General features: G+C 50.6%; 8 protein-coding genes. 7 read left to right on the plus strand and 1 reads right to left on the minus strand.

Annotated features, from left to right (window positions below):
• Positions 1-199: 199 nt before the first annotated feature.
• On the minus strand, positions 200-3,406 hold the full coding sequence (locus C471_RS06270; RefSeq protein ID WP_049909041.1) for a DUF499 domain-containing protein: 3,207 nt from the start codon (positions 3,404-3,406) through the stop codon (positions 200-202).
• Positions 3,407-3,765: 359 nt separating this feature from the next.
• Between C471_RS06270 and C471_RS16895 the strand changes: the two genes are divergently transcribed.
• The 7 genes from C471_RS16895 to C471_RS16905 all read left to right on the plus strand — a co-directional run bounded on the left by C471_RS16895 (position 3,766) and on the right by C471_RS16905 (position 14,692).
• On the plus strand, positions 3,766-4,026 hold the full coding sequence (locus C471_RS16895; RefSeq protein WP_004047201.1) for a hypothetical protein: 261 nt from the start codon (positions 3,766-3,768) through the stop codon (positions 4,024-4,026).
• A gap of 246 nt (positions 4,027-4,272) precedes the next feature.
• Positions 4,273-6,930 (plus strand): DUF1156 domain-containing protein, encoded by a 2,658-nt coding sequence (locus tag C471_RS06275; protein WP_049909043.1) that lies wholly within the window; start codon positions 4,273-4,275, stop codon positions 6,928-6,930.
• Between the two features lie 311 nt (positions 6,931-7,241).
• Positions 7,242-8,993: a DEAD/DEAH box helicase gene (locus tag C471_RS06280; protein WP_004047203.1), complete on the plus strand. Its 1,752-nt coding sequence runs from the start codon at positions 7,242-7,244 to the stop codon at positions 8,991-8,993.
• A complete protein-coding gene (locus C471_RS06285; protein WP_049909045.1) occupies positions 8,986-10,137 on the plus strand; it encodes a hypothetical protein in 1,152 nt (383 codons plus the stop codon). The genes C471_RS06280 and C471_RS06285 overlap by 8 nt, the downstream gene beginning before the upstream one ends.
• A 94-nt stretch (positions 10,138-10,231) precedes the next feature.
• Positions 10,232-11,563, plus strand: coding sequence for an Nmad2 family putative nucleotide modification protein (locus C471_RS16900; protein ID WP_152421829.1), 1,332 nt, complete (start codon positions 10,232-10,234; stop codon positions 11,561-11,563).
• 389 nt (positions 11,564-11,952) lie between these two features.
• Positions 11,953-13,248: a hypothetical protein gene (locus C471_RS16255; protein ID WP_080505548.1), complete on the plus strand. Its 1,296-nt coding sequence runs from the start codon at positions 11,953-11,955 to the stop codon at positions 13,246-13,248.
• A complete protein-coding gene (locus tag C471_RS16905) occupies positions 13,172-14,692 on the plus strand; it encodes a hypothetical protein (protein ID WP_152421830.1) in 1,521 nt (506 codons plus the stop codon). Before C471_RS16255 ends, C471_RS16905 begins: the two co-directional genes overlap by 77 nt.
• Positions 14,693-14,820 lie beyond the last annotated feature (128 nt).

Genomic DNA, 14,820 nt, shown 5'->3' on the forward strand with positions numbered 1-14,820 from the left:
CCATCGTAATGATACTGTAAAATACATTCGCTCACAGGTTCACGGTTTCTATGAATGATGTACTACTAGGTGTGTTATTATGAACTCACACGTATGTCCATGGTCGTTACATAGAGTAATTGTTGGAATCTTGACTCAGTAAAAGCATACATCATTCGATATAGTGACTAATCTTGGAATCAATCCTCAGAGATATGCCCTATTTTTGGAAACTGATCTCGATTTTTAGACTTGATGCTTCGTCAGGCATCCGCTCGAATAGATCCTGTACCTTAGTGTAATCTTGTTCAGATCGTAGCGTCAAGCTCACTTGCGAGCGTTCGATCTCGGCTGTTCCCTGGAGCGCGCTCGGGACGCCCTCACGGTCCGGCAACATGAACGTGACGTCGCCGTACTCTACGGTCCCGGTTTGGTGGTCCCGACGCCACTTTTTGCGCATGGCGGCGACGTCGTCGCCGTTGTACTCGAACCGCCACGTCTCCGAGCCGACGTCGGGAATCCGGAACGGGTACCCAGGAACCCAATCGGACGCCTTCTCGGAACCCGTCGGCCCGACAATGTACACCGGATCCTCTTCGCGGCCGAGGTTCTGCAGCAGGAACGTCTGTACCATGTCCTCTCTGACCGTGTTGTCGAAGCGATCGGCGACCTTACTCACGGTGAACTGGTCCCCAGTATCTAGGTCGTCCAAATAGTCCAGAATCTCTCCGCCGATCCGGTTGGAGACCGTCGGAACGATTTTCACGGTCATCGGGTTCCGATCACCGAGCGAGTCAAGATACCGCCCGCCAGCTTCCAGTACGTACTCGTCGATGAGGAACTCGTTGACCGCCTCACGGGCTGCCGTCTCGGTCTCGTCCGGCGGGAGGAACACTGATTCGTCTGCGCGTATCTCGCCGATGATCGTTTCGACGTTCGCGTGTCCCTCCGCCTCGATGGCCTCCTCGATGCGCTCGGCAAGGTACGACCCGCCGACAGTCGTCGCGCTTCCGACATCGCGGAGTGTCGCGTCCGACTGCGGCTTGTCAAGGATCTCGTTACCTCGGACAATCACGTACTGGTCCTCACGGTTCATACGCCCGATTGCTCGCATAACGACGTCGTGGCTGTCGCCGTCGATCCAAATTTCTCCGTCTTCGACTAGTTCCAGTTCGAAGTCACCGATATCCAGTGCAGTCGTCCCGCTTCCGAACCGTTGGCGGAGTTCCTGTTCGACGTCGTCCACTCCCCACAGCTCTACGTCATCCTGCCTGATTAGGACGGTGTCAAGCGAACTCCCAGAGAGGTCGTCACGGAAGCCGCCGGAGTCACGAGCCAGTACCGGTTTCCCATCGAGCGCCTTCACCGTCGCGTTCAGTACGTCGTTCGCGTTCCCCGGGACCGGGAGTTCCGGGTCACGGAGGAACTGCTCGTACACTTCCTCGATAGATATCTCGCCACGGCGCTCCAGTAGGTCCGTTACGATGGGCCACACATGCGACTGTAGATCAAACGGATCGGCCGCCGCAGAATCCACGATGTTCGAGGCGTCAAGCTCCGGCCCATCGGACACGTAGACATCGAGATCCATCGGGGCCGCGAGATCGAATTCCTGGAGCAGGTTGTCGCCGTCCAGAACCTCCCCATAGAGCAACTGTAGCTCTTCGCGGAGCTCGCTCTCCTCTTGATCCTCCATCGACTGAATTGATTCGCGGATCTCGTCGTCAAGCGATTCGTCGGCGAGAACTTGACGAGCTCCCTCGATGTACCGTGCCTTGTCGATATACCGAGTCCCCGACTCGATCGCCTTGTCCCCGGAGGGCTGGACGAACACCAGTGTGTTCCGCCACTGGCGTCCGCGACTGTCGTTCGTGATGACGCGTTCGACCTCCTCTTGGGTCCACTGGTCGTCCTTCACGACGACCTTGATGTCGCGGTCGTCCGGGACGTCCCGAATGTCATCAGTCCGGAAACCGACCGGATAGGCGGTCGATCCGAAAATCTCGGTGATGAAGTCGGCAATCTCAGCCTTCGCAGACCGCTCCGACACATCGACGGCGGCGTTCCGAATGAGTGCGTTTGGATTCTGACGGTCCCGGATTGCGTACTTCCCGTTCAGCTTGTGGAGGTGCCACGCGACGCCGTGGAGCCGTTCGAGATTGAGCACGACGTCGGAGACGAGATCGCCCGTCTGGTACGCACCCATCACGATCTCAGAGACCTCAGCACCCTCCCCTTCGCTCGGCTTCAGCGAGTAGAGAAGAATGGTGTTGAGGATGCGACGGCCGTGGGGGACGTCGTCCTCATCCACTCGATTATTGATGTCGCCGGTCGCCGCGTTCAGTCGTTCGTAGTTGATCTTGGCGAGTTCGTCCTCGAATTTGATCCCGTCAATATCTCCATGCGTGATCAGGTCCGTCTCGTCCTGCATTTCGATGAGGACCTTCGAGAAGAGATAGATCATCCCGCGCGTGTTCTGGTTCCCCTCGTCGGCGTAGTACCGCGTTTCAAGCGCGTCTAGGAGGACTGGATGGAACGGGTAGAGGTCGTGCATCTCCGACAGGAGATCGTCGGGGATGGTGACGTGGTCGGACTGATCGTAGGCGTCGAAGTACCCGTTCACGATCTCACGGGCAGCCGATTCGTCCGTGTCCTCGATCAGGCGGTGGTGGAGGACCTGTCGCTTGTCCACCTGATTGTTCATGTTGACTTCGACCGCCTGTTCTCGATTCAGGATATCGTGGACCTCCGAGTCCTCGCGGAGAACCGAGACGATGGTGTAGAGCTCCAGATCAGACAGCGCCGTCGATTCGAGTAGGGACTGGAGGAAGGCCTTGTTCGCGCTTTTCCGATCTCCCTGAAGGGTATCGAACCAGTCCTCAAGCTCGTCTACGAGGAATGCGACGGTGTCGTCGCCCACGGCGTCCTGAATCGTCTGCATGTCCGGGTAGCCGCCGGACTCGTACGTTCCAGGATCGTAATCGAGCGCCTCGAAGAACGGCTCCCAGAGGTACTCGTACTGCTCGTTCTGCATGGCGACCGTGATCGGAACCGCCGCCTCTGGAAGCGACGATTCGAACCCTTCGATATCGTCGGCAGCCCACGAGCCCGCTGCGGCAGGATCGTCGAAGCAGTGATACAGTGCCACCATCTGGTGAGACTTCCCACTGCCGTAGGGACCGTAGAGAATGTGCGTGCCACGTGGGTCATTACCCGTCAGGGAATCCCGGAGGATCGACAGGGCCTCTCGAAGTCCCTGGGTCATTAACGTGCGATCGAAGAAGAGCTCGGCGTCAGACTCGAACTCGTTCTCGTCATCCACGTTGTAGAGTTTTACTTGTCCGTCTATCTGTCCGTCCTCTCGAAGCTCACGGCTGAGCGTAACCGTGTCTTTGAGAGTCTTGGACAGGGAACCTACTTCGGACATGCGTTGATGTATACATAGCTCACCACTAACCAGATAAGCACTATGGTGAGGGGACACCGTTTCCATTAGATGAAAATTGCGTGGATTGGGATCTCAACTCTCTAATTCGAACCGAGACAGATCCAGGCTGTCGGGTGGCTCCTCAGTTCTGAGCTAGGCACGCATCCCCGGTGTCGCTCCAGTGTTTCGGTGGTAAGAAATGCCCGAACGCGAGTTAGAATCCATCTCGCCGAGACGTGCGAAGGAGATGTATCTTGAGGTATGGAAACACGAAGTGTCCGAGAGTACCCTCTCCGGGTATCACTATCGTCTCAAGCACTTCGGTTCGGTGGTGTGCTGAAGAAGCGAGCATAGACAATATGAACGACCTCACGGGGCGGAAGTTCCAAGATTTCAAAACGTGGTGTCGGGATGAGAACGGCCTGAAACCCATCACACTCTGGGGACAACTAGCCACGCTCCGTATCTTCTTGAGGTGGTGTGAATCTATTGACGCCATTGAGAAAGGACTTCACGCCAAGATTGTGATGCCGGTGCTAAAGAAGGATGATGGGCAAAGTGAAGAGATACTGCGCTCAGAAAATGCCGAGAATGTGCTTGCGTACCTCCGGCGTTTTTAGTACGCTTCACGGTGGCACGTCATCTTGGAACTCTTGTGGCACACGGGAATTCGCCTCGGGGCGCTCTATTCACTTGATGTGGATGACTACGATAGCGAGAAAGAACGTCTGGGATACGGAATCGCTCGGATAGAGGCACTCCACTAAAGAACGGAAATGAAGGTGAGCGAATAGTCGCACTAAGCGTTGACGTCTGTTGGTGTGCGGGATTTATGAGACTCGGATGGATTGGATGGATATATCCCAATGTCTCAAGAGACGGGTCACTCTGCTGAAGAAAGTGAACAGAAGGAATCTCCAATTCATCGAGCGTTCCCTATTGAACAAGTCAATAAAATTGCCGAAAAAGAGGCACGGGGTATTGCGAAACGTTACTACCGGCCTATCTACACGATGCATAAATGGTGGGCACGAAGGCTCGGATGTACATTTCGCGCGATCTCGCTTTATACATTGTTAGATGATGCAGATAATGTGAGTGTGTACGAACCGGGAGAGAACGGCACGTTAAACAACTTTGATGGTGAGTATGATGGTTTATCAGAATTGATTGATGAGGTCAATATTGAAAATCCGGACTCACTTTGGGAACTTTATTCTAAAGATATACGGATTGATGGGAAGAAGGTCTTAGACCCATTTATGGGGGGTGGAACAAGCGTTATTGAATCCTCCCGTTTCGGCGCAGAAGTTGTGGGCCACGATTTGAATCCTGTTGCTTGGTTTGTTTCGAAAAAAGAGGTTGATACCGGCCAAACCGACGTGGCGGATATCGAAGAAGCATATGAATCCCTGACGAGGGTCGAAGACGAAATCAAGCAGTACTTCAAAACCTCTTGTCCCAACGGCGATCACGAAGCTGAAGTGATCTCTTACTTTTGGGTGAAGGAATTAGATTGTCCTTCCTGTGGTGACTCTGTACCGTTGTTTAATGATTACCGAATTGCGAAAGGGCGTTACGATCACAAAGGGGAACAAATTGTACTCTGTCCTGAGTGTAACTCATTCGAGTATGTAGATGATTGGCAATCGGAGTGTGACTGTAGCGAATGTGGAAATGAATTTAATCCGAGTAATGGCACTTCTGCGTCCGGTGGTTCAAAATATGCTTGCCAAAGTTGCGGTCAAATCTACCCGGTCACTGATGCTATTGGAGAACAGGATGGATTCCATCTCAATTTGTACGGGTTAGAATACTTCTGTGAAGAATGCGACAAGCGGAGTGATCTAGACAAAGGCGATTACAAGGCATACAAACCCACCTCTAAGGCCGATCAGGAGCTATTTGAAGCAGCTAAGCAGGAGTGGTCGAACAGCCCCGATTTGAGGGCATATATTCCGGATGAAGATCTTCGTCCGGGTCATATGATCAGCGACCGCAATCCGGTGTTTGATCACGGTTATACAAAGTGGGAAGATATGTTTAGCGAACGGCAACTCTTATCTCTGAGTAAACTTCTCAAAGCAATCGATCAGATAGAGGATCAAAACGTGAAGGAATTTATGCTTCTTTGCTTCAGTGATTCACTCCGCGGTAGTAATATGATGGTCACATATCAAACGGGAGCTAATGCAATTGATCATATCTTTAAATCGAATTCCTTTGACCCGCCAAAGCGTCCTGCTGAAAACAATCCGTGGGGTGCGAAAGAAGGCTCCCGAGATTTCAAAAGAGCATATGATCGCCTAAAAAAAGGTGTCGAATACGGATCTGCCCCTTTCGACCGATATCCTGATTCCGATGGAGAAATGGTGAAATCACCTCCATTTAATCAGCCTGTTGGCAAAAATGCGACAGTATTCCAAGGTGATTCAAAGAAATTAAACTATGAAGACGAATTTGATGCAGTTATTACAGATCCACCGTACTATGATAATATAATCTATTCTGAACTATCTGATTTCTTTTATGTATGGCAAAAAATCGTACTCAGCAAGGAGTATGAAGAGTTCAAAGGTGAAGCCACGCCGAGAAGTGATAGTATCGTTGCAAACCCGTTTGAGGGAAAAAGAGAAGAAGAATTTGAAAAAGAGCTTGGAGAAGTATTCAGCAATATAATTTCTGCCCTCAAAGAAGATGGAACATTAGTATTCACGTATCATCATAGTGGATCGGAATCTTGGGGGCAAGTTCTAGAATCCCTGTGTGAGGTCGGTTTCGAAGTAACCGGCGCTTATCCGATAACAGCAGACTTGGATAAGCTAGAGAAGGGCGAATCGGTTTCATTCGATATAATAATAGTGGCCCGCCCGGTGAAAAGTCGGGAGCCAATAAGTTGGAACTCACTTCGTCGGAACATCTTCCGAACCGCAAAGCAGACCCACGATCAACTGAAAAACGAACGTGAATTATCGGCAGGCGATATTGGTGTTATTGAGATGGGTCGATGTTTCCAAGAGTATTCTAAACATCACGGGAAGGTTCGACGTGGGGGTGAGCCAATGTCTGCCAAAGAAGTCGTAGACGAAATATATGGTGTGATCCAACAGGGCAGTGATATTGGGGAAATCGATGTTTTCCTTGACCTGCTTGAGACACCTAATGCTAGCTACGATGACTTGAACAAGCTCACTCGGGGAACAAATGCTAGTCCTGAGCAAATGAGAGATATGAAGCTTTACCGTAGAGATAACGGGAACTTCGTCCTCGGGACGTGGGATGATGAAAAGCGGATGGCCTACATCCAAGAGCGAGTCAACGGCGACGACGAAGCCCTGAACGCTCTTGATAAGGCCCAATTCCTTCGGTATCGCTACGAACAGGGTAAATCCACACAGAATTACCTCTCAAAGTGGGACGTTGACGACGAACTCCGCGAACTCTGTGAAGGGCTAGCCGACGCGACCGGGGACGATACTTATCAGCGTATCCTTGGGGCAGACACGACACTCGGAGACTACTGACACCACGGCAATTCCCCAGTGCCCCGTCAGTTCCCCTGACGTGTTCCCCAGCTGGCCACACACTACTCTTTGTGGGTGTTCCCTATGTCTCAAGACGCTATCAGTAGTCACAGAGCTCCACAGAAGTGTGTTTACAGACGTTGCTGAACATCAACAGCCGTTGTGGCGTATCGGGTTCTCCCTGATTCTAAAAGCGTGTTTCAATTCCATAGGTTGGCAGTCTGAGTGTTCTGTAATAAATATTGAAAACTGTCGTGGACAGAACACATCGCTACACAACATATTTGACGGTCAACTAACTCTCCAACTACATGAGCGATTTTGACCTCGTGGATATCGAGGTCACCCATGAGCCAGCGGACGATGTTCTACACTTAGACCCTAGCGAGGCAAGTGAAGGTCACCTTCATACTATTCAGGCGGTTCGTCTACAAGCGGGCCAACCGGACTCCGAACTCCGGTCGCTGAAACAGCTGGACGAGAATTCGGTCAAAATGCTCGAACATCAGGTCGATGCGGCGTATCGGGCCTTGTTCGAGATGGATGGAAAGGCGTTGCTCGCCGATGAGGTTGGACTGGGGAAGACGATCGAAGTTGGGATGATCCTCAAAGAGATGCACTTTCGGGATACGAATGACTCCGTCCTCATCTTGACGCCCGCTCAACTGGCCAAGCAGTGGCAGGCAGAACTCCGAGAGAAGTTCGGACTGGAGTTTGTCTGTAACTACGACGACGAGTTCAACGGGTTCGACAGTCACGACTACATCATCGCCAGCATCGATACGGCCAAAAGCGACAGATACCGACAGACGGTTCTCGCCCGCAACTGGGACGTACTGGTTCTGGACGAAGCCCACTACGTGAAGAATGAGGAGACAGACCGGTACGAGCTGATCGACCAGCTCTCGTACAACTACGCATTCTTCCTCACGGCGACACCGATACAGAACGAACTTACAGACCTCTACAACGTCGTCTCGCTACTCCGCCCGGGCCTGTTCGGAACACGTGACGTATTCCACCAGTACTTCGTCAATAGCGACCAGGAGACCCTCGTCAACCGTAACGAGCTTCAAGACCGGTTGAACAAGGTGATGATCCGGAATCGGCGTGAAGACACAGACGTCGATTTCACCGAACGACGGATCGATACGCGGAAGTTCGACCCGTCCCCGGCGGAACGCGAACTCTACCAGGCCGTATCCGACTACGTCAAAGGAGCCTACAGCCAAGACCAAGGGCAGAAACTGGTGTTGATGCTCCTCCAGAAGGAGGTTGTCAGTAGTCCTGAGGCGCTTGAGACGACGATACGAAGACGCCTTGACGACCAATCCGAACTCACACAGACAGAAGAGCTGGAGTCGATCTTGGACCTGATTGATGACGTAGACACCGTTACCAAACAAGAACGGTTACTCGATATCGTCGAAGAAGCGCGTGATAACGTTGAGAAAGGTCGTGTGATCGTCTTCACGCAATTCCGCGCTACACAACGCCGCGTAGCCGAACGACTGGCCTCAGAAGGGTACACAGTCCATTCGTTCCATGGCGGTCACTCAAGCCAGGAGAAAGAGGAAATCATCACGAATTTCGAAGAGCAGGGCGGAATCCTTGTTTCGACAGATGCGATGTCCGAGGGACGCAACGCACAGTTCTGCAATATTATGGTGAATTGGGACCTGCCATGGAACCCTATGCGCGTTGAGCAGCGTATAGGTCGGATTCATCGGATCGGTCAGAAACGGCAGGTCTACGTGTTCAATATGGCGTTGAAGGATACTATCGAAGAATACGTTCTTGAACGTCTGTATCACAAGATCGACCTCTTCCAACAGAGCGTCGGCGAGCTGAGCGAGATCCTCACGAGGTTGGAGGAGTCCGGGAAGAGCTTCGAGGACGAGATCTTCGAACGGTTGGTCAACGCCGATTCCGAGATCGATCTGGAGAACGATTTCGACGCGATGGCGGTCGATCTTCAGGAGCAACGTGACTTGGCTGAGAAGTTAGAGGAGTTCAACAGCGGTGTCTTCGAAGGATTCGATTTGGGGGCCAGCGATGACTGATGCCGCTGTTCCAGTGACCCAATCTGCGGTTGAAGATTTCACAGCCCGGTATCTCCGCTCCATCGGTTCTCAAGTGGAAATTCAGGGAGACAAATGGGAGGTACAGATCCCGGAGGATGCCGAAACGGATCTACCGAAAGGTCATTTCACCCTCGTCTGTGGTACGATCGAAGAGATAGATGAGGGTCTCAAACAACTACACCCGGAAAGCCCGTTCTTCCAGGATGTCCTCGAAGATGCCGCTGACAATGCGCCCCTTGGCGGTGTTTCGATCGACGCGTCCCACACGGAGATAATCATACCTGACTGGCTCCAAGAGGCCGACATCTCGGTTACCGACGCTGAGTTCCTTCCCTACTACGATCGACGGGCACTCGCAGTTCTCTTTCGGGTGAGCATCGAAACGGTGAGCGAATATCAACGCGAGTTCCTTCGCGCGATTGCCATCGACACTCGGTCCGAAGAGACTCTTCCAAATCTTGATCAAACGTTTCTGGACCTAACTGAACCCGGGAGAGACACTATTACATCTCACGAAATGACGACTGAGATGAAACGGATTCAGGAGCTCGTGGATGCCTCACGGAAGCCTCTCGTTGAGGACATACAGCCCACGATCGACGAAACCCATCAAGAGGCTTCGCGGGCCGCTGATGCAGAACTCGAAGAATACCGTCAGCTGCAACAACAGCGAGAGGAAGAATTGGCCGAGAAGCTCGATCGTCTTCAGTCGCGGATTGAGGAATTGAACGCGATGATCGATGATAGCGAACAGGAAGATCGAGTTGAAGCTCTCAAAGAGCGCAGAGATCGTAAATCGGACCAAGAAGATATCGAGTCTGAGCTCACGAAGTTACGCCAACAACGTGAACAGGGCTACCCCGAGCAGCAGAGAGAGATCCGTAATCGGCATGCTCTGGAAGTGGTCGTTACTCCAGTCACTGTCACCGAGATCGAATACGAGCGAGGTGATGCCGAATTCAAACTCACAAACGGTGGCGCCAAACAGACAATAACGGTCGGATACGGTAGTGGTGTCGGTGTTACCGAAGAGGTCAGTTGCGATGAGTGTGGACAGCCTCTTACAACAGATAGGCCACTTGGAGGATTCAAGGAAAAATTACGGTGTGTAGAGTGTAACTAGCCGGTCTCCACTCTCCTAACTTTGAGCAGCAGCTAGATAATGTATGGTCTAATTATGTGACAAAATTAATATAGATGGGGAGGAATCCTGAAACATGTCTGTTGACAATATACTTTTGCTCCGGGTAGGTATTGATAGTGGAACTGGAAACGGTCACGGACCCCTATTCGAGGATAATTCGTTCGAATATATCCCGATTCCAGAAGGACCTGAAGGCCCCTCAACGACCGAAGGGAGAACGTACGATGAAATCGCCGGTCGGTACGGGGGATCGCTTGCTGATTACGTGCCACACCTCTCTAACGGTACTCCCCACTTTGACCCTGAGTTTGAAACCTACACCTATGGCGATCCAAGTCCTAACAAGCGTAGTCAGTTGTCTAGGCTATCTTCGGACGATCTTCTGATTTTTTACAGCAGTCTGTCGCCCCAGGATGCCGACATCAAACCGCGTCTGTGCGCAATTGGGGTTTTCACTGTAGACGCCACGTACGACTTAGAAGCGATGTCGCCCGATGAACGAGCGGAGGCTCTCGATCAGGTTCAGAATAATGCACACGCTAAACGGACTGGTTTGACCCCGGATTCGCCAGTCCGGGATAACTTCCCTGTAATTGTGAAAGGACGTCCTGAGGAGAGCGAACTTTTTGATATACCTCGTCCACTCGGGAATAGTGACCGTTCAGTACTTTCTTGGGTTGCGGATATAATCGGATTTAGCGGAGACTTGACCCGTGCAGGTGTCGCTCGTGTATTGGACGAATCAAATGCGGATGAAATCAAAGACTGGTTACAGCACGGGAGCGATCTGTTGATTCGAGATGATCGAGCGCTCCGGTCGTATGTGATGACCTCAGATACTGGATTTGCTCCAAATGTAACAGGAGATGTCTGTACACTCGCTACGTGTAAACCTAGGGTGCGGGAGCATGCACAGGTTGGCGACTGGATTCTAGGGACTCCCTCACGGTCTGCTGGTGAAGAACACCTAATCCATCTCAGTCGCGTTGAGGAAACTCTCTCCTATGACGAATACTACCGAGACGATAGATTCCAGGATAAAAAGCCAGAGCATGATCCGAATGGGGATAACATCTATTACCTGAAAGATGGAGTTCTAACTCAGGATGAAGGAACGAACCATCATAAGAGCCGAAACCACCGGGAGCGTGATTTGAAGACAGATCGCGTGCTGATTAGCGAGACCTTCTGGTATTTCGGAAATTCTGGTGTAGCTGTCCCAGAAAGACTACGACATGATGTGATCCATAAGTACAACCAAGATAGTCGTCGGTTATATTCGAAGTCGGAATCAACATCGCTCCATGATCTCGTAGAGTGGTGTAGTCTCAGATTTGATCTGGGAGACCATGGAACCAGAGATCTAACTCTTACTGGTCCGTCTACCTCCGGATCTGGATGCTGATGTGTCTCTGGCTCTGTTGAAATCCTCTCAAGGTTACACATCTCAACCCGCTGCGGTCAGCACAGGGGACTCACGTATCGGTCAGTATAGTCGAACGCTCTAACACGCTGGCAGCCAACTTACTCTGGATCTCTCAGGACCGGTTTGATGAATATTCTGAGGGAACGATCTATCTCAACGATCACCGATTTCTGACTTACTGTAAGTTAAAATCAAACCTGACGATTGAATCTTTCCACCGTCCGAAGTAGACTCCTATAATAGGGGATTTACGAGTATTTCCCTGAAGGGCCTTGCTCACCCAGACAGCGCGGTACAGGGTATTCAACAGTTTCTAGACACACTGTGAAGAAGTTTTATTAGTTATAACTCTGATAAGATAAATCAATATGCCAATCACTACTCCCGAAGAGTTGGATTATGATGACGAGTTGTATGAAACGCTGAATCCTCGGAAGAAAGACCTTCTCTACCAACTCTTCAATCTGTATAATGACCGGATAGACCATCGAGAGATAGTCAAAGATACGTACACAACCGATGAACTGCGGAAGATACTAGCGAGTAGACTATCCGAAGAGACGCGTACATTTCTGGAACAGCACCGGAAGCTTAGCGAAGAGGGGGTCCGAACTGGTCCTGCGATAGATTATCTTGCAGAACATTACGATATCGATGAAAGCGATTTAGAGATCAATACACGATACGAGCTTCTACTTCTTCTCCATCAAGAGGGGCTAATTGACCGATTGAATGAATTAATGATTCGGTCTCGCATTCGGTCATATTCTGCGAGACGGACCTACTTTCTAGAGGAAGAGCTTGACCTGAGCGGACTGGAGGACGGACTTGGTCAATTTCATCACGAATGGAACCGAGAACAGGAGGATCCGAGTGCCGTTTTAGTTGACGTGGAGTTTGAGACAGAGCAGTTGGTTGTTTTGAAAATCTATCAGGAAGTTGGGCCGAAATATCCGAAGACGTTCTCATTCCGGATTGACGATACCGAGGATGAAAGAGACGGTGTACCAACTGAGCCAGAGCTTTCACAGATCAATTACCACCAACTGAAGACTATCCGCTTCCAATTAGAAATTCTGTCTGATGAAACTGAGATCGTCTTTACAGAATCATTCAACCGCTGGCGTAGGACCCTTAGCCACTTCTTTGATACGGCATTCGGTGTCGATGATTTCTATGACAAGCTTCAGGAACGGACTTCGGACATCGCTGAAAAGATCGAGGATGAAATCGTTGAAAGCGTGGAGGAACGAGACGAGTCTATTGAGGCGGCTCGTGAGACAATAGAGGCTCACCGTTCTGAAGCGATTGATAGAATTGCCCGTCTTGATATCCCAGATGAGCGGAAAGAGGACTTGAAAACGCGAATCCAGACGATTGAGATCAGTGGATCAGAAATCTTTGACGACCAATCAATTGAAACACAGGAATTCCGGTTGATTGCGACCCTAGATGGCCTTTTTGACTCTGTTGATGGAATAGAAGAGGGATTCCGAGAAATGATCAAAAACGCCGACACCGAGAGCCAGTCGTTCGTTCTCACAATTAGTGATCGACCAGTCCAGTTCAGTAATGGTCTGTGGCAGAGTGTCGGAGCAGGAACGCTACCGGATCGAGACCAGCGTGCGCTTGAAATCTTCTTTGATGATGAGAACGATGAATGAAGAAGTAATTGGCGCGTTAGATGAACTCCTTACTCTTGAGGAAGGTAGCACTTCCTTTGAAGAGAACGAGATTCCAGAAATATTGGTAGGTACTGAGTATATTGAATCTGAGATCAGGCATCCGACTCGCTGTCCTATCATACCTTCCTGCCGAGAGCCATGTGAATGTGACCAAGACGGTCCATCGATTGTTGTCCAGTGTGATGCCGGGCATGAAGGGAGCATATCCACGAGCGAATACACCTACTACGACATCAATTTTGAAGCGGTTATTCGCTCGATAGCGGACCACATAGAGCGAAGCTTGGTGAATGTCGATACGAGCACTCAACCCCGCTATGTGTCGGGGATTACCGGCGATAATTTAGATATCTATCTAATAATCTCACCGTCTGATTACCAGAAGGCTATCAATGAGATCTGCATAGCGACTCTTCGGGAGGAGACACCTGCTCTGTTGATTACTCCTGAGGAAAGTGTCACAGAATTGCTTGAGATTCAATCTCTGTTCGCGGGGGGGAATCTGATTTACACGATTCCATTCACTATGCTCACTGCGATTGGTGAGATCCAAAGTTCACTTGAAACGATTGATGAGATCAAATCCTTGGAACGGGAATTTATCGAAGAACAGGCTGATACTGAGCATCCGGTTGTTCTTCGTGTAAACTCGAATCCGAGATACATACTCACAGAGCTCAACCAGATGCGGTTGCTTCGAATGGCAGGTGAAATCCCCCAATCCTCAGGAAAACGATTGGAGAAAATCGGAGAATCGGTCTTCTCGCACCTCTTCGTAACGTATCCTGACCGAGGGGGCGAAGATGACCGGGGGACCAATCTCCCTGATTCAATCTTCTATATTGCGGACAACGGATTGCCGGATGATTGTGAGTCCGTTCTCGGGATCGTCGATACCAAGTCAGGAGAAGATGCAAGCTTCCGGACTGAGTCTGTGGAAGGGAAACATGATGAATATCTACGGCGGGGCCGTCGTCAGTCAGTTGCTGCCGATGTACTTGCTCATACCTTTGTGATTCTGGAATTCGACGGACAGCAAGAACTTGATTTCTTTGATCAGATGGCAACACGGTATCACGATGGCGAATTTATGGTCATATTCACAGCAGAAGCGTTGGCAATGATTATGGCAGCTTATCTCGCCCATACTGTCACAAACGAACTGACACTAGTTGAAGGAAACTTCCAAGCGACCATCTACCCATTTTTCAATAAGGAGCACTTTCGAGAGGCGGGACTCGCTGGCATTACTCGGGATGTTGGGAGAAACCAAGAAGACTACAATGATGCATATATCCAGCGCGATAACCTGCTAATCGTTACAGAAAGCGTTGTGGAAGAACGATTAAAAGACTGTATTGATTCCCCGAATGAAGTCGAACAGATTTTATCATCCTATTATCGAGAAATGACAACAATATGATATTCGTCTTGATTTCAGGCTATCTATTCCAGCATAGCGTGTCATAAAAGTCGAATACATCACCCCAGTCGTCTTAGACGATAGGTACGCACTCTTCAGCAACCGGCTGTTTCAGTCGATAATGTATC

It is taken from the genome of Halorubrum saccharovorum DSM 1137 (genome assembly GCF_000337915.1).
In the GTDB taxonomy this organism is placed as follows: Archaea; Halobacteriota; Halobacteria; order Halobacteriales; family Haloferacaceae; genus Halorubrum; species Halorubrum saccharovorum.

Bases quoted from the DNA above. Each gene is read 5' to 3' on its own strand.
- C471_RS06275 (WP_049909043.1), top strand. From the start codon at position 4,273: ATGTCTCAAGAGACGGGTCACTCTGCTGAAGAAAGTGAACAGAAGGAA.
- C471_RS06280 (WP_004047203.1), top strand. From the start codon at position 7,242: ATGAGCGATTTTGACCTCGTGGATATCGAGGTCACCCATGAGCCAGCG.
- C471_RS16895 (WP_004047201.1), top strand. From the start codon at position 3,766: ATGAACGACCTCACGGGGCGGAAGTTCCAAGATTTCAAAACGTGGTGT.
- C471_RS06270 (WP_049909041.1), bottom strand. From the start codon at position 3,406: ATGTCCGAAGTAGGTTCCCTGTCCAAGACTCTCAAAGACACGGTTACG.
- C471_RS16900 (WP_152421829.1), top strand. From the start codon at position 10,232: ATGTCTGTTGACAATATACTTTTGCTCCGGGTAGGTATTGATAGTGGA.
- C471_RS06285 (WP_049909045.1), top strand. From the start codon at position 8,986: ATGACTGATGCCGCTGTTCCAGTGACCCAATCTGCGGTTGAAGATTTC.
- C471_RS16255 (WP_080505548.1), top strand. From the start codon at position 11,953: ATGCCAATCACTACTCCCGAAGAGTTGGATTATGATGACGAGTTGTAT.